The 21426-nt window shown below is 67.0% G+C and carries 20 protein-coding genes; 11 read left to right on the top strand and 9 right to left on the bottom strand.

Features of this window, described 5'->3' with window-relative positions:
- Positions 1 to 159 precede the first annotated feature (159 nt).
- From E5790_RS03885 to E5790_RS03875, 3 genes are all read right to left on the bottom strand, one after another.
- The gene (locus E5790_RS03885) at positions 160 to 669 is read right to left on the bottom strand and encodes a pathogenicity-like protein (RefSeq protein WP_136191692.1); all 510 of its coding nucleotides are present in this window, start codon (positions 667 to 669) and stop codon (positions 160 to 162) included.
- Between the two features lie 4 nt (positions 670 to 673).
- Complete coding sequence (gene tesB / locus E5790_RS03880) at positions 674 to 1582, bottom strand: acyl-CoA thioesterase II (protein ID WP_005412623.1); 909 nt, start codon at positions 1580 to 1582, stop codon at positions 674 to 676.
- Positions 1583 to 1681: 99 nt separating this feature from the next.
- Entirely contained in the window at positions 1682 to 2458 is a 777-nt protein-coding gene (locus E5790_RS03875; RefSeq protein WP_014646368.1) for an enoyl-CoA hydratase/isomerase family protein, read from the bottom strand.
- 34 nt (positions 2459 to 2492) lie between these two features.
- Between E5790_RS03875 and E5790_RS03870 the strand changes: the two genes are divergently transcribed.
- Positions 2493 to 2939 carry a copper chaperone PCu(A)C gene (locus tag E5790_RS03870; RefSeq protein WP_041863160.1) on the top strand — a complete coding sequence of 149 codons (447 nt, stop codon included), beginning with the start codon at positions 2493 to 2495 and terminating at the stop codon, positions 2937 to 2939.
- A 72-nt stretch (positions 2940 to 3011) separates the two neighbouring features.
- Here E5790_RS03870 and E5790_RS03865 read toward each other — a convergent pair whose 3' ends face one another.
- From E5790_RS03865 to uvrA, 3 genes are all read right to left on the bottom strand, one after another.
- On the bottom strand, positions 3012 to 3737 hold the full coding sequence (locus E5790_RS03865) for a hypothetical protein (RefSeq protein ID WP_014646370.1): 726 nt from the start codon (positions 3735 to 3737) through the stop codon (positions 3012 to 3014).
- Positions 3738 to 3834: 97 nt separating this feature from the next.
- Positions 3835 to 4242, bottom strand: a complete 408-nt coding sequence (locus E5790_RS03860; RefSeq protein ID WP_032956469.1) for a thioesterase family protein — start codon at positions 4240 to 4242, stop codon at positions 3835 to 3837.
- Positions 4242 to 7235 (bottom strand): excinuclease ABC subunit UvrA, encoded by a 2994-nt coding sequence (uvrA, locus tag E5790_RS03855; protein WP_049441204.1) that lies wholly within the window; start codon positions 7233 to 7235, stop codon positions 4242 to 4244. The genes E5790_RS03860 and uvrA overlap by 1 nt, the downstream gene beginning before the upstream one ends.
- A gap of 318 nt (positions 7236 to 7553) precedes the next feature.
- On the opposite strand from uvrA, the gene rplU reads away from it, so the two are divergent.
- The 3 genes from rplU (at position 7554) to cgtA (ending at position 9390) form a co-directional block, all read left to right on the top strand.
- Positions 7554 to 7862, top strand: coding sequence for a 50S ribosomal protein L21 (rplU, locus tag E5790_RS03850; RefSeq protein ID WP_005408557.1), 309 nt, complete (start codon positions 7554 to 7556; stop codon positions 7860 to 7862).
- A gap of 18 nt (positions 7863 to 7880) precedes the next feature.
- Positions 7881 to 8144, top strand: a complete 264-nt coding sequence (gene rpmA, locus E5790_RS03845) for a 50S ribosomal protein L27 (protein ID WP_005408558.1) — start codon at positions 7881 to 7883, stop codon at positions 8142 to 8144.
- Positions 8145 to 8337: 193 nt separating this feature from the next.
- The gene (gene cgtA, locus E5790_RS03840; RefSeq protein WP_014646373.1) at positions 8338 to 9390 is read left to right on the top strand and encodes an Obg family GTPase CgtA; all 1053 of its coding nucleotides are present in this window, start codon (positions 8338 to 8340) and stop codon (positions 9388 to 9390) included.
- Positions 9391 to 9555: 165 nt separating this feature from the next.
- On the opposite strand, the gene rpsT is transcribed toward cgtA, so the two are convergent.
- Positions 9556 to 9825 (bottom strand): 30S ribosomal protein S20, encoded by a 270-nt coding sequence (rpsT, locus tag E5790_RS03835; protein ID WP_005408560.1) that lies wholly within the window; start codon positions 9823 to 9825, stop codon positions 9556 to 9558.
- Positions 9826 to 9942: 117 nt separating this feature from the next.
- On the opposite strand from rpsT, the gene murJ reads away from it, so the two are divergent.
- The 7 genes from murJ (at position 9943) to E5790_RS03800 (ending at position 19668) form a co-directional block, all read left to right on the top strand.
- Positions 9943 to 11547, top strand: coding sequence for a murein biosynthesis integral membrane protein MurJ (gene murJ, locus E5790_RS03830; RefSeq protein ID WP_049441209.1), 1605 nt, complete (start codon positions 9943 to 9945; stop codon positions 11545 to 11547).
- Between the two features lie 75 nt (positions 11548 to 11622).
- A complete protein-coding gene (locus tag E5790_RS03825; protein WP_014646375.1) occupies positions 11623 to 12570 on the top strand; it encodes a bifunctional riboflavin kinase/FAD synthetase in 948 nt (315 codons plus the stop codon).
- Positions 12567 to 15398: an isoleucine--tRNA ligase gene (gene ileS / locus E5790_RS03820; RefSeq protein WP_111206925.1), complete on the top strand. Its 2832-nt coding sequence runs from the start codon at positions 12567 to 12569 to the stop codon at positions 15396 to 15398. Before E5790_RS03825 ends, ileS begins: the two co-directional genes overlap by 4 nt.
- Positions 15398 to 15922 carry a signal peptidase II gene (lspA, locus tag E5790_RS03815; RefSeq protein ID WP_014646377.1) on the top strand — a complete coding sequence of 175 codons (525 nt, stop codon included), beginning with the start codon at positions 15398 to 15400 and terminating at the stop codon, positions 15920 to 15922. The genes ileS and lspA overlap by 1 nt, the downstream gene beginning before the upstream one ends.
- 27 nt (positions 15923 to 15949) lie before the next feature.
- Positions 15950 to 16900, top strand: coding sequence for a 4-hydroxy-3-methylbut-2-enyl diphosphate reductase (gene ispH / locus E5790_RS03810; protein WP_005408565.1), 951 nt, complete (start codon positions 15950 to 15952; stop codon positions 16898 to 16900).
- Between the two features lie 198 nt (positions 16901 to 17098).
- A complete protein-coding gene (locus E5790_RS03805; RefSeq protein WP_111206924.1) occupies positions 17099 to 18982 on the top strand; it encodes a M61 family metallopeptidase in 1884 nt (627 codons plus the stop codon).
- Positions 18979 to 19668: a lysoplasmalogenase gene (locus E5790_RS03800; RefSeq protein WP_049441215.1), complete on the top strand. Its 690-nt coding sequence runs from the start codon at positions 18979 to 18981 to the stop codon at positions 19666 to 19668. Before E5790_RS03805 ends, E5790_RS03800 begins: the two co-directional genes overlap by 4 nt.
- A gap of 59 nt (positions 19669 to 19727) precedes the next feature.
- On the opposite strand, the gene E5790_RS03795 is transcribed toward E5790_RS03800, so the two are convergent.
- Positions 19728 to 20435 (bottom strand): hypothetical protein, encoded by a 708-nt coding sequence (locus tag E5790_RS03795; protein ID WP_111206923.1) that lies wholly within the window; start codon positions 20433 to 20435, stop codon positions 19728 to 19730.
- Entirely contained in the window at positions 20432 to 21388 is a 957-nt protein-coding gene (locus E5790_RS03790; RefSeq protein WP_111206922.1) for a hypothetical protein, read from the bottom strand. Before E5790_RS03790 ends, E5790_RS03795 begins: the two co-directional genes overlap by 4 nt.
- Between the last annotated feature and the right edge of the window lie 38 nt (positions 21389 to 21426).

The following is a 21426-nucleotide window of genomic DNA, read 5'->3' as shown; positions in this document are numbered from 1 at the left end:
GGGATTGTGTCCCATGACGGAGCCGCGCGCCCAATGTGACCGACTTCCTGTGCTGACAAAAAAGGGACGGAGGGGATTAAGTCGTTTGTGCCACAAACGACTTAATCCCCTCCGTCCCCTTTTTGCAGTTGCCGGCCAGCGGCGGGTACGACCCTTGGGTTATTTCGATGGCTGGATACGGACCCGGACTTCTTCCTCTTCCGCTGCGGCCTGCGGGGCCGGTTGCGCCTGCCGCGGCTGGGCCTGCGGGGCAGGGGCCGGTGCTGCCGGGGCCGGGGCACCGCGATGGCGCAGGCCGATCACCAGCGCCACGCCGGCGATCACCACCAGCAGGGCGATGCGGATGCGCCAGGCCCAGCTGCGGCCGCCGCTGCCCTGTTCCGGCGTGTCGCGGAAGGCGAACTCGGCGGTCGGATGGTCGCGGCGGGTGGTGTCGAGCAGGCGCGCCTCACGCAGGATCTCGCGTGCACGCGGCTGGTCGTCGGCGCGCACGATCCATACCGCCGGGTAGGCGTTGGCGTTGCCGAGGTCGGTATAGCTGAACTGGCCGCGGCGACGGGTCTTGTACGAGCGCCCGTTGGTCACCTTGACGTCGATGCCATGCCCGCGCAGGAGCTCGGCCACGCCTTCGACGGTTTCCACGCGCTGGCTGCTGAAGATCTGGCGCATGGGTTTACTCCTTGGCCGGCACGGCGGCCGCGGCAGCCTGGTCGGGAACCACGCGGATCAGGCCCTCCTGCGCGGTGCTGGCCACCAGCACACCATTGCGGGTGAAGAACTGGCCGCGGGCCAGGCCGCGCGAATCCTGCGCGCTGGGGCTGTCCAGCGAGTACAGCAGCCAGTCGTCGGCACGGAACGGGCGGTGGAACCAGATCGCGTGGTCGAGCGAGGCCATCTGCACGTGCGGGTGGTAGTAGCTGATGCCGTGCGGGAACGTCGCCGTGCCCAGCAGGTGGAAGTCCGAGGCATAGGCCAGCAGGGCCTGGTGCAGTTCCGGAGCATCGCCGACCGGCTCGCTCAGGCGCAGCCACACCTGGTGGTAGGGCGGGCGCTTGGGCGGGTTCAGTTCGTCGCGCGGGTAGACGTGGCGGAATTCGAACGGGCCGCCGCGCGACAGCCAGCGCTGCACCTTGATCGGCAGCCGCTCCAGCACTTCGGCCGGCAGCGGCCGGTTCGGTTCGATGTCTTCCGGCTGCGGCACTTCGGGCATCTTGTGCTGGTGCTCGGCGCCGGTCTCGGCCTGCTGGAACGATGCCGCGCAGAAGAAGATCACCTTGCCGTGCTGGATCGCTGTGACCCGGCGCACCGAGAAGCTGCCGCCGTCGCGGGTACGGTCCACGTCGTAGACGATCGGGTGGTCGATGTTGCCGGCGCGCAGGAAATAGGCGTGCAGCGAGTGCACGTGGCGGCCGTTGTCGACCGTGGCCTGTGCCGCGGCCAGCGCCTGGCCCAGCACCTGCCCGCCGAACACGTACTTGGTGCCGATGTCGCGGCTCTGCCCGCGGAACAGGTTGTCCTCCAGCCGCTCCAGCGTGAGCAGGTCGATCAGCTCGGAGACGACGGGTTCGGGCGTGTCGTTCAAGGGGGCGGCCACAGCAGTGAAAGAGGGCCTGATTATACCGGTCAGGGGTCAGATCCCTTTCGCCCGGCGAAAGGGATCTGACCCAGGGCGGGGCAACCGCTATTTGCCCAGCCGTGCGACCAGCGCCTGCAGGGCGTTCTGTGCGTCCGGGGCGAACCAGGCCTCGACGAAACGGTCGAGCTGGATCAGGTCCGGCTGCAGCGCCACGTGCAGGTCGGCGCGGGCGATGGCGCGGGTCAGCAGCATCGGCTGGCGCGGCTGCCTGAGCAGGTCCTGCAGCCAGGCAATCGCGCGTGCCACCACCAGGTCCCCCTCTGCCAGCTCATCCACCAGGCCGATCTGCACCGCCTGTTCGGCCGGTACCAGCGAACCGGTGGTCAGCAGCACGCCGGCGCGGTGCACGCCCACCGCACGGCGCAGCAGGCGCTGGATGCCCTCCGGCGCGATCAGGCCCACCTGCACCTCGTTCAGGCCGATGGCATATGGCCGCGACGGATCGGCGCTGCGGGCCATTACCCGGTAGTCGCAGCACAGGGCCAGCACGCAGCCGCCCGCCGGGGCGTGGCCGGTGATCGCCGCGACCACCGGGATGCGGCTCTCGGCCAGCGTGCGTACGGCGCCAAAGAAGGCGTTCCAGGTGTCCAGCAGCTTGTGCTTGTCATCGCCATGCGAGAGCAGGTGCGGCACGTCCATGCCGCCGGTGAAGATGCGCTCGCTGCCCGACAGCACGATGCCGTGCGCGTCTTCGGCCATGGCCAGCTCGATGGCATGGATCAACTGCCGGCACAGGTCGGTGTCCAGTGCGTTGACCGGCGGCCGCGCCAGGCGCAGTTCGCGGATGGGGCCATGGTTGATCACCTCGATGAGCGTCGTCATGCTGCGGTCTCGTTGCGAAGAAGGAACCTGGGCGATGATAACCAAACCATTCGTTGGCGTACTGTGGCTTCTGTGTGCGGCCGCAGCATCGGCCTCGGCGGCGGAATCGGGCTGCGTCACGGTGGATCAGGGCTGGGCGCGGTTGCCACCGAATCCGGCAATGCCGATGACCGCTGGCTACGGCGTCATCCACAACGGCTGCGGCAAGGCGGTGGTGATCACCGGCGCGACCAGCAGCAGTTTCAATGATGTGTCGCTGCACGAAACCACGATCACGGATGGGGTCAGCCGGATGCGCGCGATCGAGCGCCTGCCGCTGGCGCCGGGTGCACGTGCCGAGCTCAAGCCCGGTGGCCTGCACCTGATGCTGATGCAGGGCAAGGGCGCGCTGAAGGAGGGGCAGGCGGTGCCGCTACGGCTGCAGCTGGAAGGCGGCGGCGAAGCAAGTGCGACGCTGGCCGTACGCAAGGCTGCGCCGTAGCGGGATGGTCGTGCCGGCCGCTGGCCGGCAGCACGGGCAATGCCGGCCAGCGGCCGGCACTACCACAGGGCCTTACGACCAGTCGTACGAGAACAGCACGGTGCGGCTCTCCGGCTCGTACAGCATCACGATCGCATCGGCGCCTGTGGCGCACCAGTTGTAGCCGGCTACGCCGGCCACGGCGAAGAACTTGTTGCCGTTGCGGGTGATGATCACCGTTTCGGCATCGTCCGCAGCGTTTGGGTCATCGGCAGCGTCGGTGAAGCCCAGTTCGAAGGCCGCGGGAATCTCCGCGGTCTCGGTCCAGTTGCCGAAGCCTATCGGTCCGCCCAGCGTATCCAGGTAGTCGCGTTCGCTGGCCTCACCCTTGCCGTAGCGCGAGTAGCAGGCGAGACGGCCGTGCGCGGCATGGTAATCGCGGGCCTTGGCGTAGCTGTCGCGCATCTGCGCGATGTGCTCCTGCGCATCCTTGTCCTGCACCGCCTCGCCGATGAAATAGCCCTCATTGCCGAGGAAGCGCATCTCGTTGCCGGCGGTCAGTTCGAAGGCGATCCAGTTGGTGCCGGTGAAATCGTTGTGGTGTTCTTCGGTGGTCTCGCCGATGCAACCGTCGTACGGCTCGATCGGGCACAGCATCGTCGCCACCTGGCCGGCCAGTTCCGGCCGCAGCACGCCCAGGTCAATCTTCAGCAGCGGCAGCAGGTGCTGGCCGAGCCAGGCCTGGTCAGCGGGAAAGACGTCGGTGGGGAAGGGGACCATGCCGGGCAGCAGGTCGCGCAGTTCAGTCTGGTGGATCATGTCAGTCCATTGAATGGGATCGGTAGTGCCGGCCGCTGGCCGGCAACCTCATTGCAGCCAAAGCGTGCCGACCAAGGTCGGCACCTGCCAGGGCGCGTCAAGTGGAGGCGCTGCGGATCGCCTCCGGCAGCGGCGCGCTCTTGCCGGTCTGCGTATCCATCCACACCACCACCACGTTGCCGTCGGAATACAGCTTCGACGCGTCCTGCTGGTCGACGATGCGGTGGCCGATGGTCACGCTGCTGTTGCCCAGGCGCTCGACGAACAGCTCGACCAGTATGTCGTTGGGCCACACGATCGGCAGCCGGTAATTGACGTTGGTCGCGGCCACCACCGGTGCGATGCGGTCGGTCATCGATACGCCGTCCACGCCCAGCATCCAGCGCACGCGCGCTTCTTCCAGGTAGGAAATGTACTTGGCGTTGTTGACGTGGCCCATGCTGTCCATGTCACGCCAGCGCACGCTGATCGGGATGCGGGCCAGGATCTTGTGTTCGCTGCTCATCAGGCGTCCTTCTTCTTCGATGTGCTCTTGCTGGCCTTGCCGGTGCTCTTGGCGGCCGCGGCCTTCTTGGCAACCTTGGCCGGCTTCTCAGGCTTCACCTTGCGTGGCGGGCGGGCGTCGGGCTTGTTGGCCACGGCGGCCGGCTGTTCCGGGCGCGCGCTGGTGGACGGCAGCATGCGCGCCAGGAACTGGCCGGTATACGACTGCGGACAGGCCGCCACGTCTTCCGGCGTGCCGGTGACCAGGATGGTGCCACCGCGGTGGCCGCCTTCCGGACCCAGGTCGACGATCCAGTCGGCGGTCTTGATCACGTCCAGGTTGTGCTCGATCACCACCACCGTGTTGCCTTCGTCGCGCAGCTTGTGCAGCACGCCCAGCAGCGCTTCGATGTCGTGGAAGTGCAGGCCGGTGGTCGGTTCGTCGAGGATGTACAGGGTGCGGCCGGTATCGCGGCGCGACAGTTCCTTGGACAGCTTCACGCGCTGTGCTTCACCACCGGACAGCGTGGTCGCGCTCTGGCCCAGTTTGATGTAGCTCAAGCCGACGTCGACCAGGGTTTCCAGCTTGCGTGCGATCGACGGCACCGGTTCGAACAGCTTCAGTGCATCCTCGACGGTCATTTCCAGCACGTCGTTGATGTTGAAGCCCTTGTACAGGATCTCGAGCGTCTCGCGGTTGTAGCGCTTGCCATGGCAGACGTCGCAGGGCACGTACACGTCCGGCAGGAAGTGCATCTCCACCTTGATCAGGCCGTCGCCCTGGCAGGCCTCGCAGCGGCCACCGCGCACGTTGAAGCTGAAACGGCCCGGCGAATAGCCACGCGCACGCGCTTCGGGCACCTGTGCGAACAGTTCGCGCAGGGGGGTGAACAGGCCGGTGTAGGTGGCCGGGTTCGAACGCGGGGTGCGGCCGATCGGTGACTGGTCGATGTCCACCACCTTGTCGAACAGGTCCAGGCCATCGATCTCCTTGTACGGGGCGATCGGGTGCGAGGAACCGTTGATCTCGTTGGCGGCCAGCGAGAACAGGGTGTCGTTGATCAGGGTGGACTTGCCGGAGCCGGACACACCGGTCACGCAGGTCAGCAGGCCCGACGGAATCGCCAGGTCCACACCCTTGAGGTTGTTGCCGCTGGCCCCGCGCAGGTGCAGGGTCATCTTCGGGTTCGGCTTGTGCCGGCGCGCGGGGATCTCGATCGCGCGCTTGCCCGACAGGTACTGGCCGGTCAGCGAGCGCGGTGCCTCCAGGATGTCCTGCAGGGTGCCCTGGCCGACGATCTCGCCGCCATGCACGCCCGCGCCCGGGCCGATGTCCAGCACGTAGTCGGCCAGGCGGATCGCATCCTCGTCATGCTCGACCACGATCACCGTGTTGCCGAGGTCGCGCAGGCGGGTGAGGGTGCCGAGCAGGCGCTCGTTGTCGCGCTGGTGCAGGCCGATCGACGGCTCGTCGAGCACGTACATCACGCCGACCAGGCCGGCGCCGATCTGGCTGGCCAGGCGGATGCGCTGTGCCTCGCCACCGGACAGGGTGTCGGCCTTGCGTTCCAGGGTCAGGTAATCCAGGCCCACATCGACCAGGAAGCCGAGGCGCTCACCGATTTCCTTGACGATCTTCGCGGCGATCTCGCCACGCCAGCCCGGCAGGCTCAGTTCGCTGAAGAACTTCAGCGCCTCGTCGATCGGCAGCACCACCAGCTCCGGCAGCGGGCGGTCGGCCACGAACACGTTGCGTGCCGCCTTGTTCAGGCGCGCGCCATGGCATTCCGGGCACGGCTGTTCGCTGATGTACTTGGACAGCTCTTCGCGCACCGCCGGCGATTCGGTTTCCTTGTAGCGGCGCTCGAGGTTGGGAATGATGCCCTCGAAGCGGTGCTTGCGCTGGGTGCGGCCACCGGCTTCGGTGAAGTAGGTGAAGGTGATCGCCTCATCGCCGCTGCCGTACAGCACGGCCTGCTGCACGTTCTGCGGCAGCGAGTTCCATGCCGCGTCGACGTCGAACCGGTAGTGCTTGGCCAGCGAGGCGATCAGCTGGAAGTAATAGGCGTTGCGGCGGTCCCAGCCGCGCACCGCGCCGGCGGCCAGCGACAGCTCGGGATGCACCACCACGCGCGAAGGATCGAAGAATTCGGCCATGCCCAGGCCGTCGCAGCCGGGGCAGGCGCCCATCGGTGCGTTGAACGAGAACAGGCGCGGTTCCAGCTCCGGCAGCGAGTAATCGCAGACCGGGCAGGAGTACTTGGAGGAGAACAGCGTCGGCGAAGCGTCGGCACTGTCCAAGCTCTGCACCGAGGCCATGCCGTCGCCCAGCTTCAGCGCGGTCTCGAAGCTCTCGGCCAGGCGCTGCTTGATGTCCTCGCGCGGGCGGAAGCGGTCGATCACCGCCTCGATGGTGTGCTTCTGGCGCAGCGCCAGCGGCGGCACCGCATCGATTTCATGCAGCTCGCCGTCCACGCGCACGCGCACGAAACCCTGCGCGCGCAGCTGGTCGAACACCTGGGCATGCTCGCCCTTGCGGTCGCGGATGACCGGGGCCAGCAGCATGTAGCGCTGTTCCGGGTCCAGGGTCAGCACCTGGTCGACCATCTGGCTGACCGTCTGCGCCTCCAGCGGATAGCCGTGGTCCGGGCAGCGCGGGGTGCCGACGCGGGCGTACAGCAGGCGCAGGTAGTCGTAGATCTCGGTGATCGTGCCGACCGTCGAACGCGGGTTGTGCGAGGTCGACTTCTGCTCGATCGAGATCGCCGGGGACAGGCCCTCGATGTGGTCCAGGTCCGGCTTTTCCATCACGCTCAGGAACTGGCGCGCATAGGCCGACAGCGACTCGACATAGCGGCGCTGGCCTTCTGCATAGATGGTGTCGAACGCCAGCGAGGACTTGCCCGAGCCGGACAGGCCGGTGATCACGATCAGCTTGTCGCGGGGCAGGTCGAGGTCGAGGTTCTTCAGGTTGTGCGTCCGCGCGCCGCGGATGCGGATGAAATCCATCGCCATGGGGGATCCGGTTGTGGGGGCGTTGGCTGGGTGCCGGGCCAGCAGGGAACGGCAATCGGTCAGCCTACCGAGGTGACCAGATGGGGGCAATGGGCGACAATGCCAGCCCGATGTCTCATCTGGTGAGACAGGCCGTCAGGCAGGGGTCAGATCCCTTTTCACGGGGTGAAAAGGGATCTGACCCCGTTCCGGAGCCGTCCTCCCGCGGCATTCGGGGGTTGACTTGACCCGCGCCCGCTGATCTGCGTACAATTCCGCTCCTGTCCGCCCTCGATGGCGGCAGCTCAGACCACAATAACTACAGAGGAAGGCCTGGTCATGTACGCAGTACTGGTCACCGGCGGTAAGCAATACCGCGTGGCGCAGGGCGAAAAGCTCCGCATTGAAAAGCTCGAAGTCGAAGTCGGCAGCGAGATCAAGTTTGACAACATCCTGATGCTGGGTGACAGCGACGGCGTGAAGCTGGGCGATGCGCTTAAGGGCGCTGCCGTCACCGCCAAGGTCCTGTCCCAGGGTCGTGCCGACAAGGTCCGGATCATCAAGTTCCGTCGCCGCAAGCACCACATGAAGCGTCAGGGTCACCGTCAGTACTACACCGAAATCGAGATCACCGGCATCGCCGGCTAAGCATCAGGAGAAGCAGTCATGGCACATAAAAAGGGCGTAGGCTCCTCGCGCAACGGTCGCGACTCCAACCCGAAGTACCTGGGCGTCAAGATCTTCGGCGGCCAGGCCATCGAAGCCGGCAACATCATCGTGCGTCAGCGCGGCACCCAGTTCCACCCGGGCACCGGCGTTGGCCTGGGCCGTGACCACACCCTGTTCGCCCTCGTGGACGGCAAGGTGGAGTTCTCGGTCAAGGGCGCCAAGAAGCGTCGCACCGTCAGCATCGTCTCGGCCGACGCCTGATCCAGGCATCGCCGGCACCCGTGCCGCGGCATGGCCGTGCTGGATGAAGAGCACGCTGCATGGAGAGCCCCGCTTCGGCGGGGCTTTTCGTTAGAGTTGAAGCAAGACCGGCTGGGCCGGGTTGCCGGCCCGCGGCCGGCATGACATTCAAGGTGGCGGCCAACAGGTCGCGCCCATCGCAGGCATCGAAACAATGAAACTGGTAGACGAAGCAGAAATCGAAGTGTTCGCCGGCAACGGCGGCAACGGCTGCATTGGCTTCCGTCGCGAGAAGTTCATTCCGCTCGGCGGCCCGGACGGCGGCGACGGCGGTGCGGGCGGCAGCGTGTACATCCGCGCCGACGAAAACCTGAACACCCTGGTCGACTTCCGCCATGAGCGTATCTTCAAGGCGCAGCGCGGCGAGAACGGCATGGGCCGCCAGGCCTATGGCAAGGGCGGCGAAGACCTGACCATCACCGTGCCGGTCGGCACCGTGGTCATCAACGTTGCCACCGATGAAGTCATCGGCGACCTGACCCAGCACGGCGACCGCCTGCTGGTGGCCAAGGGCGGTCGCGGTGGCCTGGGCAACATGCACTTCAAGAGCTCGACCAACCGCTCGCCGCGCCAGGCGCTGCCAGGCGAGCCGGGCGAAGAGCGCACGCTGAAGCTGGAGCTGAAGCTGCTGGCCGATGTCGGCCTGCTGGGCTTCCCCAACGCCGGCAAGAGCACCCTGATCCGTGCCGTTTCGGCGGCAACGCCGAAGGTGGCCGATTACCCGTTCACCACGCTGTACCCGAACCTGGGCGTGGTGAAGGTGGAGAACCACCGCAGCTTCGTGATCGCCGACATTCCGGGCCTGATCGAAGGCGCTGCGGACGGCGCCGGCCTGGGTGCGCAGTTCCTGCGCCACCTGCAGCGCACCCGCCTGCTGCTGCACCTGGTGGACATCTCGCCGATGGAAGGCGGCGTGGAGGGCATTTCGCCGGTGGAGCAGGTGCGTGCGATCGAACGCGAGCTGGAGAAGCACGATCCGGAGCTGCTGAACAAGCCGCGCTGGCTGGTGCTGAACAAGGCTGACCTGATGTTCGAAGACGAGGCGCAGGCCGCGGCCGAGCAGATCGTCGCCGAGCTGGGCTGGAAGGAGCCGTGGTTCCTGGTTTCCGCGCTGGGCCGCGAAGGTACCTTCCCGATCATGAGCCGGATCATGGCCTTCTTCGATCGCCAGAAGGAAGACGAGCTGGAAGCCCGCAACGCGCAGTGATGCCGTTGTGGTTCCATGCGGAAAACCCGGCTTCGGCCGGGTTTTTCATTTGGTAGTGCCGGCCGCTGGCCGGCAATCCCGGTAAACCGCAGGCAACAAAAAACCCGGCCGGGGCCGGGCTTTTGTCTGCTGCCCAACCCCGAAGGGCAGGGCGGCAACGCCGGATCAGGCGGCCTTGAGGGCCTTGATGCGGTCGTTCAGGCGGCTCTTGTGGCGAGCAGCCTTGTTCTTGTGGATCAGGCCACGCGCGCTGAAGCGATCCAGGATCGGCTGGGCAACGGCGAAGGCGGCTTCGGCGCCGGCGGCATCGTTGGCGTCCAGCGCCTTGATCACTTTCTTGACAGCGGTGCGCAGCATCGAGCGCTGAGCCACGTTGCGCGCGTTGCGCACGACGGTCTGCTTGGCGCGCTTCTTGGCGGACTTGATATTGGCCACGGTGGTGGTTTCCTGAAAAAATCGGTGTTATGGGAACAGCAAGCTAGCTAGTATGATGGCCCGAGAAATGCACGTCAAGTCGATTGTCAAGAGGGACGCTGAGTGAGTTCACCGAAGATGTTGCGGGGCCTGCTGTCGTTCAGCAGCATGACCATGGTCTCGCGGGTTCTCGGACTTGTCCGGGATCAGGTGATCACTACCACGTTCGGCACCAATGCGGTTACCGATGCGTTCTGGGTTGCCTTCAGGATACCCAATTTCCTGCGCCGGTTGTTCGCGGAGGGGTCCTTCTCCACCGCCTTCGTGCCGGTGTTCACCGAGGTGAAGGAGACCCGCAGCCACGCCGAACTGCGTGAGCTGATGTCCCGGACCGCCGGCACCCTGGGCGGGGTGCTGATGCTGGTCACCGCCCTGGCGCTGATCTTCGCGCCGCAGCTGGCGGTGGCATTCTCAAGTGGTGCTGACACCGACCCGGTCAAGCAGACCCTGCTGGTCGACCTGTTCCGCCTGACCTTCCCGTTCCTGCTGTTCGTGTCGCTGACCGCGCTGGCCGGCGGTGCGCTGAACAGCTTCCAGCGCTTCGCGATGCCGGCGCTGACCCCGGTCATCCTCAACCTGTGCATGATCGCCGGTGCGCTGTGGTTGGCGCCGCGACTGGGCGGCACCCCGGAGAAGCAGATCCTGGCGCTGGGCTGGGCGGTGCTGGCGGCAGGCCTCCTGCAGCTGCTGTTCCAGCTGCCCTCGCTGAAGGGCATCAACCTGCTGACCCTGCCGCGCTGGGGCTGGAACCATCCGGGCGTGCGCAAGGTGCTGACGCTGATGGTGCCGACCCTGTTCGGTTCGTCGGTGGCGCAGATCAACCTGCTGCTGGATACCCTCATCGCGGCCAAGCTGACCGACGGCTCGCAGTCCTGGCTGTCGCTGGCCGATCGCTTCCTGGAGCTGCCGCTGGGTGTGTTCGGCGTGGCGCTGGGCACGGTGATCCTGCCGGCGCTGGCCCGCCACCATGTCAGCACCGACCGCGAGGGCTTCTCGCGCTCGCTGGACTGGGGCCTGCGCATGACCCTGCTGATCTCGGTGCCGGCGATGCTGGGCCTGGTGCTGCTGGCCGAGCCGCTGATCGCCACGCTGTTCCAGTACCGCCAGTTCACCGCGTTCGATACCCGCATGACCGCGCTGTCGGTGTATGGCCTGAGCTTCGGCCTGCCGGCGTTCGCCCTGCTCAAGGTGGTGTTGCCGGCCTTCTACGCCCGCCAGGACACCAAAACCCCGGTGCGCGCCGGTATTGCCGCGCTGGTGGCCAACATGGTGTTCAACTTCGCCCTGCTGGCCGTGCTGTACCAGGTGATGGTGCCCGACGCGCTGAAGGCGCAGGGCGTGATGACGGCGATCGGCAAGCAGCCGGGCCTGCACCTGGCGCTGGGCATTGCCAGTGCGCTGTCCAGTTACCTGAACCTGGGCCTGCTCTGGTACTGGCTGGGCAAGACCGACGTCTACCAGCGGCGGCCGGGCTGGGGCGGCTATCTGGTGCGGCTGGGGGTGGCCTGCGTGGCCATGGTCGGCGTGCTGCTGGCCCTGCTGCACTGGGTCCCCGACTTCACCGGCATGGACAAATGGCACCGTATCGGTGGCCTGATGCTGCTGGTCGGCGGCGGCGGCGCGACCTACGCGGTGGCCATGCTGGCGATGGGCTTCCGCCCGCGCGACCTGCGCGGGCATTGATCGCGGTCCGTGGCGGCTATACTTCAGGGTTACACCATTGAAGCGGCGGCCCCGGTCGGGCCGGAACGAGAGTTGATGAGCAGGCTGTTCAGAAGCGTCGAGGGCGGGGAGCTGTTCCCCAACGGAAGCGTGGTCTGTATCGGTGCATTCGACGGCCTCCACCTGGGCCATCGTGCGCTGGTCCGCCACGCGGTTGCCCGCGCGCGCGCCTTGGGCGTGGCCGCAGTGGCCGTGGCATTCGAGCCGCTGCCGCGTGAATTCTTCGCCCAGGGCACGCCGCCGCCGCGGCTGACCCTGGCGCGCAGCAAGGTCGAGATCCTGCGCGAGCTCGGCGTCGATGCGATCGGCCTGCTGCGTTTCGACGCGGCGATGGCGGCGATGCCGGCCGAGACCTTCGTGCGCCGGTTGCTGGTGCACCGGCTGGGCGCCCGCGAAGTGTGGATCGGGCCCGAGTTCTGCTTCGGCAACCGCCGCCGCGGTGATCTGGCACTGCTGCAGGAGATGGGCGCCGAACTCGGCTTCACCGCGGGCGAGATCGAAGCGGTGGACCTGCATGGCGAGCGCATCTCCAGCACCCGCATCCGCCAGCTGCTGCAGGAGGGCGATTTCGCCCGCGCCAACGACCTGCTCGGCCGCCCCTACGCGATCAGCGGGCGGGTGGTGCGCGGGCGCCAGCTCGGCCGTACGCTGGGCTTCCCCACCGCCAACCTGCGCTTCCCGAAGACCCCGGCACTGTCGGGCATCTACGCGACCTGGGTGCACGGCGTGTTCGACCAGCCCTGGCCTTCGGTGTCCAGCTTCGGTACGCGGCCGACGGTGGAGGGCGTGGAGCCGCTGCTGGAAGCCCACCTGTTCGATTTCCAGGGCGACCTGTACGGCCGCCACATCGACGTGGAGTTCGTCGCCAAGCTGCGCGACGAAGAGAAATTCAATGATCTGGCGGCGCTGACCGACCAGATGCACCGCGACGCCGAACAGGCGCGCGCCATCCTTTCCGAACATAGATTGCGAGCCACTGCGTGAGCCAGGACTACAAGACCACCCTGAACCTGCCAGCCACCGAATTCCCGATGCGCGGCGACCTGCCCAAGCGCGAGCCGGGCATTCTGGCGCGGTGGGAAGAGCAGGGGCTCTACCAGCAGCTGCGCGACAACGCCGCCGGCCGCCCGCTGTTCGTGCTGCATGACGGCCCGCCATACGCCAACGGCCGCATCCACCTGGGCCACGCGGTCAACAAGATCCTGAAGGACATCATCGTCAAGTCGCGCTACCTGGCCGGCTTCGATGCGCCCTACGTGCCGGGCTGGGACTGCCATGGCCTGCCGATCGAGATAGCGGTCGAGAAGAAGTGGGGCAAGGTCGGCACCAAGCTTGACGCCGTCGAATTCCGCCAGAAGTGCCGCGAGTTCGCCGAAGAGCAGATCAACATCCAGCGCGTGGACTTCAAGCGCCTGGGCGTGACCGGTGACTGGGACAACCCGTACAAGACCCTGAGCTTCGATTTCGAAGCCAACGAGATCCGCGCGCTGGCCAAGGTCGTGGCCAACGGCCACTTGGTCCGCGGCGCCAAGCCGGTGTACTGGTGCTTCGACTGTGGCTCGGCGCTGGCCGAGGCCGAGATCGAGTACCAGGAAAAGGAATCGCCGGCGATCGACGTGGCCTACGCCGCACGTGATGCGCAGGCCATCGGCCAGGCGTTCGGCGTGAGCGTGCCGGCCGACGTCGAAGTGGCCGTACCGATCTGGACCACCACCCCGTGGACGCTGCCGGCCTCGCTGGCGGTGTCGCTGGGCGCGGAGATCCGCTACGTGCTGGCCGAAGGCCCGGCCCACAACGGCAAGCGCCGCTGGCTGGTGCTGGCCGCGGCCCTGGCCGAGCGCGCGCTGCAGCGCTATGGCGTGGACGAAGTGGTGCTGCACGGTGAAACCACCGGCGCTGCGCTGGAAAACCAGCTGCTGGCGCATCCGTTCTACCCGGAGCGCGAGATCCTGGTGCTCAATGGCGACCATGTCTCCGACGAGGACGGTACCGGTGCGGTGCACACCGCCCCCGGCCACGGCCAGGAAGACTTCGTGGTCAGCCAGAAGTACGGCCTGCTGGACAAGTACAACGCTGGCCAGGTCACTCCGATCGACGGCCGCGGCGTGTACTTGGAATCGACCCCGCCGGCCGGTGACGTGGTGCTGGCGGGCCAGCACCTGTGGAAGGCGCAGGAGGCCATCGTCGGCGTGCTGCGCGACAACGGTTCGCTGCTGGCGTTCCATCCGATCCGCCACAGCTACCCGCACTGCTGGCGCCACAAGACGCCGGTGGTGTTCCGCGCCACCCCGCAGTGGTTCATCTCGATGGACAAGGCCAACCTGCGCAACGATGCGCTGGCCGCCATCGACACCGTCGGCTGGTTCCCGACCTGGGGCAAGGCGCGCATCCAGAGCATGGTCGACGGTCGCCCGGACTGGACCATCTCGCGCCAGCGCACCTGGGGCGTGCCGATCGCACTGTTCACCCACCGCCAGACCGGCGAGATCCATCCGCGTTCGGTGGAGCTGATGCAGCAGGTCGCCGACCGCGTCGAAGCCGAGGGCATCGACGTGTGGTATTCGCTGGACGCCGCCGAACTGCTCGGTGCCGACGCGGCCGACTACGAGAAAGTCACCGACATCCTCGACGTCTGGTTCGATTCGGGCGTGACCCATGAAGGCGTTCTCGCCGCGCGTGGCTTCGGCAAGCCGGCCGACCTGTACCTGGAAGGGTCCGACCAGCACCGCGGCTGGTTCCAGTCCTCGCTGCTGACCGGCGTGGCGATCGACAAGCGCGCCCCGTACAAGCAGTGCCTGACCCACGGCTTCACCGTGGACGAGCACGGCCGCAAGATGTCCAAGTCGCTGGGCAACGGTATCGAGCCGCAGGACATCATGAACAAGCTGGGCGCGGACATCCTGCGCCTGTGGATCGCCTCGGCCGACTACAGCAACGAGATGTCGCTGTCGCAGGAGATCCTCAAGCGCAACGCCGACGCCTACCGCCGCCTGCGCAACACCGCGCGCTTCCTGCTCGGCAACCTGGACGGTTTCGACCCGGCGCTGCACCTGCAGCCGCTCGAGCAGATGGTCGCGCTGGACCGCTGGATCGTGCATCGCGCGTGGGAGCTGCAGGAGAAGATCAAGGCGGCCTACGACGGCTACAACATGGCCGAGATCGTGCAGCTGCTGCTGAACTTCTGCAGCGTGGACCTGGGCTCGCTGTACCTGGACGTGACCAAGGACCGGCTGTACACCATGCCGACCGATTCGCACGGTCGCCGTTCGGCCCAGAGCGCGATGTACCACATCGCCGAAGCGTTCACCCGCTGGGTGGCGCCGATCCTGACCTTCACCGCCGACGAGCTGTGGGGCTACCTGCCGGGTGAACGCGCCGGCCACGTGCTGTTCACCACCTGGTATGACGGCCTGGCGCCGTTGCCGGCCGATGCCCAGCTCAATGCCGCCGACTTCGACCAGCTGCTGGCCGTGCGCGAGCAGGTGGCCAAGGTGCTCGAGCCGATGCGCGCCAACGGTGCGATCGGTGCGGCGCTGGAAGCGGAGATCACCATCGCCGCCAGCGAAGAACAGGCCGCGCGCTGGCAGCCGCTGGCCGATGAACTGCGTTTCCTGTTCATCAGTGGCGACGTGCAGGTGCGCCCGGCGACCACCGACGAGGTGTTCGTCAGCGCCCAGCCGACCACCAAGGCCAAGTGCGTGCGCTGCTGGCACCACCGCGCCGACGTCGGCAGCAACGCCGACCATCCCGAGCTGTGCGGCCGTTGCGTGAGCAACGTGACCGGCGCCGGCGAAGTGCGGAGCTGGTTCTGATGGCCGCGCCCCGTCCGCATCCGAACGCCCTGGTCTGGCTGCTGCTGTCGGTGGCCATCATCGGCCTGGACCAGTGGTCCAAGGCCTGGGTGCTGTCCAGCCTGCCGGAGTTCCAGCCGGTGGTGGTCATCGACGGCTTCTGGAACTGGTACCGCACCTACAACACCGGCGCGGCATTCAGTTTCCTGAGCGACGCCGGTGGCTGGCAGAAGTACTTCTTCACCGCGCTGGCGATCGCCATCAGCGGGCTGATGGCCTGGTGGCTGCGCGGCACCGCCCGCGGCAACTGGAAGGCCGCGGTGCCGTATGCGCTGATCATCGGCGGCGCCATCGGCAACGTGATCGACCGCCAGGTGCACGGCCACGTGGTCGACTTCATCCAGTGGTACGTGGGCAGCTACACCTGGCCCTCGTTCAACATCGCCGACTCGGCCATCGTGGTGGGTGCCATCGGCATCGCGCTGTTTGGCCTGTTCGACGGCAAGTCCGCCAAAAAGGCGGATAATGCCAACCCGAAACCGTAAGCCGGCTGCCGCCGGGAGACTGAACTGATGGATGTGCTGCTCGCCAACCCGCGTGGTTTCTGTGCCGGTGTCGATCGTGCGATCGAGATCGTCAAGCGCGCGATCGAAACGCTGGGCGCGCCCATCTATGTCCGCCATGAAGTGGTGCACAACCGCTTCGTGGTCGACGACCTGAAGCAGCGCGGCGCGATCTTCGTCGAAGAGCTCGACGAGGTTCCGGACAACAACACCGTGATCTTCAGCGCGCATGGCGTGTCCCAGGCCGTGCGCCAGGAAGCCGAGCGCCGTGGTCTGAAGGTGTTCGACGCCACCTGCCCGCTGGTGACCAAGGTCCACTTCGAGGTCGCGCGCCACTGCCGTGCCGGCCGTGACGTGGTGCTGATCGGCCACGCCGGTCACCCGGAAGTGGAGGGCACCATGGGCCAGTGGAACCGCGAAGCCGGGACCGGGCAGATCTACCTGGTCGAGGATGTCGAGCAGGTCGCGACGCTGCAGATCAACCAGCCGGAAAACTTCGCCTACACCACCCAGACCACGCTGTCGGTGGATGACACGCGCGGCATCATCGATGCGCTGCGCGAGCGGTTCCCTGCGATGCAGGGCCCGAAGAACGACGACATCTGCTACGCCACGCAGAACCGCCAGGATGCTGTGCGCGACCTGGCCAAGCGCTGCGACCTGGTGCTGGTGGTCGGTTCGCCGAACAGCTCCAACTCCAACCGTCTGAGCGAGCTGGCCCGCCGTGAAGGCGTGGAGTCGTATCTGATCGATGGTGCGCACGAGATCGACCCGGCATGGGTGGCAGGCAAGCAGCACATCGGCGTGACCGCCGGCGCCTCGGCGCCGCAGGTGCTGGTCGATGGCGTGCTGGCGCGCCTGGCCGAGCTGGGCGCCACCGGCGTGGGCGAGCTGGACGGCGAACCGGAATCGATGGTGTTCGCGCTGCCGAAGGAACTGCGCCTGCGCCTGGTCGACTGAGCGCGGAAGGACGTCTGCAGGGTACGGCCCGCCACTACCCGGTGTGGGTGCGAACCGAAACTGATCTGGTGGGTGCGAACCTTGGTTCGCACGCCTTTGGCATGGCCGGGTGGGCGCACCGCCCATGACCTTTGGCCATGGGGCCGGCCATCGCACAGGCCTAGCATCGGAGGATTCCCCGTTGTTGGAAACTGCCTGATGAAGACCCGAGCCCTGGCGATGTCGTTGCTGTTCGCGCTGGCGGCCACGCCTGCACTTGCGCAGACCTCGCCACCGGCCAACGCGGCAGCCCCAGGACTGCTGCGCATCGATGTGGACGCGCGCGATCTGGCCCGGCGCATCTTCAAGGTGACCGCCACCGTGCCGGCCACGCCCGGCCCGATGACCCTGCTGTACCCGCAGTGGATTCCCGGCAACCATTCGCCCACCGGCCCGATCGACAAGCTGGCCGGCCTGCGCGTGACCGCCAACGGCAAGCCGCTGGCCTGGCAGCGTGACCAGTACAACGTCTATGCGTTCAAGGTGGACGTGCCGGAGGGCGTGAGCGAGATCGTCGCCCACTTCGATTTCCTGTCCTCGCAGGGCGGCAGCCAGGGCCGGGTGGTGATGACCCCGGAAATGCTCAACCTGCAGTGGAACGCCAACTCGCTGTATCCGGCCGGCATCGACGCGCGCCAGCTGCAAGCGCAGGCCAGCGTGACCCTGCCCAGGGGCTGGTCGTTCGCCACTGCATTGGAGACCGCGCGCCGCGACGGTGACACCGTGGTGTTCAAGCCGATCTCCTATGACCATCTGGTCGATTCGCCCTTGTTTGCCGGCGAGCACTACCAGCGCATCGATCTCGATCCGGGCGCGAAGGTGCCGGTGCACCTCAACGTGTTTGCCGACGACGCCAAATCGCTGAAGCCGAGCGAGGCGCAGATCACGATGCACCGCGCGCTGGTGCAGCAGGCCGACAAGCTCTACGGCGCGCGGCACTACAACCACTATGAGTTCCTGCTGGCATTGACCGACCGCCTCGGCGGCATCGGCCTGGAGCATCACCGTTCCAGTGAGAACAGCGCCGACCCGGGCTACTTCACCGAGTGGGACAACAACGCGTGGATGCGCGATCTGCTGCCGCACGAGTACACCCATTCCTGGAACGGCAAGTACCGTCGCGGCGCGGATCTCGCCACCGCCAACTTCAACACGCCGATGGGCGACAGCCTGCTGTGGGTCTACGAAGGCCAGACCCAGTTCTGGGGCCAGGTGCTGGCGGCGCGTTCAGGGCTGTGGTCGACCGCGCAGGCGCGCGACATGCTGGCCAACGTGGCCGCGACCTATGACCGTGGTCGCCCGGGCCTGGCCTGGCGGCCGCTGCAGGACACCACCAATGACCCGACCATCGCGCAGCGCCGCACTCTGCCTTACCGCAACTATCAGATGAGCGAGGACTACTACTCCGGCGGCCAGATGCTGTGGCTGGAAGTGGAGGGCAAGCTGCGCGAACTGAGCGGCAACCGGCGTAGCCTGGATGACTTCGCACGTGCGTTCTTCGGCGTCGGCAACGGCGACTGGGACGTCAACCCGTACACCTTCAACGACGTGGTCGCGACCTTGAACGGCATCGCGCCGTATGACTGGGCGACGTTCCTGCGCGGGCGCCTGGACGGCCACGGCTCGTTGACCGGCGGCCTGGAACTGGCGGGCTGGAAGCTGGTCTACCGCGATACGCCGAACGATGCCTACAAGGCACAGGAAAAACGCGCCAAGGCGGCGCTGCTGGCGTACTCGCTGGGTGCGACCGTGCTCGACAGCGGTGTGGTCGGCGACGTGATCTGGGACAGCCCGGCGTTCAATGCCGGCCTGGCGCCGGGCATGAAGGTGATTGCCGTTGGCGGGCGCGAGTACAGCAGCCAGCGCTTGAAGGATGCGGTAGCTGCGGCGGCGAAGGACAAGGCGCCGATCGTGCTGCTGGTGAAGCAGTTCGACCGCATCGAAACGATGAACATCGCCTACCACGGTGGCCTGCAGTACCCGGTGCTGGAGCGTATCGCCGGCAAGCCTGACCGCCTTGCGGACCTGTGGAAGGCACGATGAAACCGCGCGCCCGCGATGGCGTGATCCTGTTGATGGCGATCCTCGCCATCCTCGGTGCGTTCCTGCACGGCGACGGGCGCTGGCTGCATTGGCTGGCCAAGCCGACCACCACGCTGCTGATCGCTGCCATCGCCTGGCGCGTGCATGATCCAGCGCAGCCGTTCTACCGACGCGCGGTGCTGGCTGGCATGCTGCTGTCGTGCGTGGGGGATATCGCGCTGATGTTGCCGATGGATGCGTTCGTGCCGGGGCTGGTCGCGTTCCTGCTGGCGCACCTCTGCTACATCGTCGCCTTCCGCGATGGCCTGCGTGCCGGGCGTGGCCTGCTCGCCGCCAGCGTCCTGCTCGGTGCGTTCGCTGTACTCAATGTACTTGGCCTGTGGCCGCACCTGCCCGCACCGATGCGCATTCCGGTGCTGGCATACGTGGTGGTGCTAGCCTCGATGGCGGTCCTGGCGCTCGCACGCCAGTGGCGGCGACCGCACACCGATGCAATGGATGCCAGCAGCTCCCGCTGGGCGGCCGCCGGTGCGCTGCTGTTCGTCGCCAGCGACTCGCTGCTGGCCTGGGACCGCTTCGCCGGCGGCCTGCCACTGGCCAGCCTGCTGGTGCTGTCCACCTACTACGGCGCGCAGTACGCCATCGCCCGCTCCGTGAAACAGCAAAAAGGGGACGGAGGGGATTAAGTCGCAGACGGCACCAAGGCACAAACGACTTAATCCCCTCCGTCCCCTTTTCGCGTTGACTATCGGAGGGTCGCGTTGCCGGAACGGCCTTGTGCGTCGAAAGAGAGGCGTGCGGACTGGCGATCACCGACGACTTCGTCCGGCAGCCAGACCAGAGTGCCACCCTTGCGCACGATCACATAGACGTGGCCGACTTCACCGGGAGTGCCCATCAATGCGTTGCGCTGTGCCTGCAGTGCCTGGGCCACGCGCGGCACCGCCTCGAAATCGATGTTGGCCAGCGCCGTGCTGCTGCGGCGCAGGGTGATGGTGGGCGCGAAGCGCTGCGGATTGACCGGGTCGCCCTTGCGCCACTGGCCGCGTTCGAAGTGGTAGCTGTCCACGCGTGACGGCTGCTGCGGATCCACCAGGTCCAGATTGATCCGGCCATCGTCGTAGAAGTGGATGCTGTGGAATACCGTCAGCCGGTGCCCGGCCAGCGCAGGCATCTGTTCCAGTGCCTGGCGGGCGGCCAGCAGGTAGTCCGCATCGAACAACCGGTTGTTGCGTTCGGGCACCGGCGGCAACCGCGGCTCGGTCATCGGCGCGAGCGAAGCGGGCCTCTCGCGCGCTGGCGGCATGGCGATCGGCGCGCTTGCGCTGTTGGCCTGCACCGAATGGCCCAGTGTTTCGCCCAGCGTCTGCAGGGCTCCGCCAGCCACGGCGACGCCGGCCAGCACCAGCAACACCACGGAGAACACCAGCCGGGTCGAGGGCGGCTGCTTCATACACCCTCCAGGCGAACGTTGCGGCGATCTTCCGGGTCGTACAACAGCGTGACCCGCTCGCGCGGAAGATTGGCCAGCTCGATCAACGGGATGAAGCGGCGCACGCTCACCTGCTGCACGCCACCTTCGCGGTCGATGTATTCCAGCTGGAACTCCACCTGCGGCTGCTCGTTGAGATAGGTGCCGGTCTGGCGCAGCTTCAGCACCTTCGCATCCACGCCGATGCCGCGATACTTCAGCGCGTCACCGCGGGCGTCGGCCTGCAGCAGCCGGCCGAGCAGGCGCAGGCCCAGCGCGTAGCCGCACAACACCAGCGGGCACACCAGCAGCGGATGACCGAGCGACAGGAAGGTCCAGCCCAGTCCCTCACTCTGCAGCCGATAGGCGGCCACATAGGCACTGGCCACCGCCACGATGCCGATCGCTGCGCCGACACCACGACGCCAGAGGCTGGCGACATCCAATTCAGGCTGGGCACCCTCCAGCACCACGTTGGGGAACGCGCCCGGCATCCGGCTCAGGCGTACCTCGATACGCTTGCCGGCCACGAAACGCTGCAGCTGCGGCTTGCTGTCCACCACCAGCATCTGTTCGTTGATGGGCGTGCCGGACAGGTTCTGGAAGCCCAGTTGCAGCTTCCACTGCGCGAAGCCGCGCACGTGCACGCCGGTCGGCTCGGCCTGTTCGATCAACGCGTCGCGCGGCTCACCGCCGGCCAGGATGGTGCGCACCCGATGCAGCGCGCGCGGCGGGCCCAGCAGCAGGTAGTGCAGGAAGGCGAGCAGCAGGGCCAGCCACAGGATCACCGACAGCGCGAGCAGCAGCAGGGCCAGCCATGGCGCGCTGCGGTCGGCCAGTTGCACCGGCCACGACGTGCCGACATAGAGGATGCAGGGGAAGGGCAACGCGAAGAACAGCAGGAACGCGCCCCAGAACCAGAGATAGGCCTTCATGGGGTGGTGGGGAACCGATGGAACAGGGCGCGTAGGGT

It is taken from the genome of Stenotrophomonas sp. PAMC25021 (genome assembly GCF_004795795.1).
Taxonomy (GTDB): Bacteria; Pseudomonadota; Gammaproteobacteria; order Xanthomonadales; family Xanthomonadaceae; genus Stenotrophomonas; species Stenotrophomonas muris.
The sequence above is the reverse complement of the archived record's forward strand: the minus strand, read 5'-3'. Positions and strand labels throughout refer to the sequence as shown.

Bases quoted from the DNA above. Each gene is read 5' to 3' on its own strand.
- cgtA (WP_014646373.1), top strand. From the start codon at position 8,338: ATGAAACTGGTAGACGAAGCAGAAATCGAAGTGTTCGCCGGCAACGGC.
- lspA (WP_014646377.1), top strand. From the start codon at position 15,398: ATGGCCGCGCCCCGTCCGCATCCGAACGCCCTGGTCTGGCTGCTGCTG.
- E5790_RS03805 (WP_111206924.1), top strand. From the start codon at position 17,099: ATGAAGACCCGAGCCCTGGCGATGTCGTTGCTGTTCGCGCTGGCGGCC.
- ispH (WP_005408565.1), top strand. From the start codon at position 15,950: ATGGATGTGCTGCTCGCCAACCCGCGTGGTTTCTGTGCCGGTGTCGAT.
- E5790_RS03790 (WP_111206922.1), bottom strand. From the start codon at position 21,388: ATGAAGGCCTATCTCTGGTTCTGGGGCGCGTTCCTGCTGTTCTTCGCG.
- E5790_RS03795 (WP_111206923.1), bottom strand. From the start codon at position 20,435: ATGAAGCAGCCGCCCTCGACCCGGCTGGTGTTCTCCGTGGTGTTGCTG.
- E5790_RS03865 (WP_014646370.1), bottom strand. From the start codon at position 3,737: ATGATCCACCAGACTGAACTGCGCGACCTGCTGCCCGGCATGGTCCCC.
- uvrA (WP_049441204.1), bottom strand. From the start codon at position 7,235: ATGGCGATGGATTTCATCCGCATCCGCGGCGCGCGGACGCACAACCTG.
- murJ (WP_049441209.1), top strand. From the start codon at position 9,943: ATGTTGCGGGGCCTGCTGTCGTTCAGCAGCATGACCATGGTCTCGCGG.
- E5790_RS03875 (WP_014646368.1), bottom strand. From the start codon at position 2,458: ATGACGACGCTCATCGAGGTGATCAACCATGGCCCCATCCGCGAACTG.
- rpmA (WP_005408558.1), top strand. From the start codon at position 7,881: ATGGCACATAAAAAGGGCGTAGGCTCCTCGCGCAACGGTCGCGACTCC.
- E5790_RS03860 (WP_032956469.1), bottom strand. From the start codon at position 4,242: ATGAGCAGCGAACACAAGATCCTGGCCCGCATCCCGATCAGCGTGCGC.
- E5790_RS03825 (WP_014646375.1), top strand. From the start codon at position 11,623: ATGAGCAGGCTGTTCAGAAGCGTCGAGGGCGGGGAGCTGTTCCCCAAC.
- rplU (WP_005408557.1), top strand. From the start codon at position 7,554: ATGTACGCAGTACTGGTCACCGGCGGTAAGCAATACCGCGTGGCGCAG.
- E5790_RS03800 (WP_049441215.1), top strand. From the start codon at position 18,979: ATGAAACCGCGCGCCCGCGATGGCGTGATCCTGTTGATGGCGATCCTC.
- E5790_RS03870 (WP_041863160.1), top strand. From the start codon at position 2,493: ATGATAACCAAACCATTCGTTGGCGTACTGTGGCTTCTGTGTGCGGCC.
- E5790_RS03885 (WP_136191692.1), bottom strand. From the start codon at position 669: ATGCGCCAGATCTTCAGCAGCCAGCGCGTGGAAACCGTCGAAGGCGTG.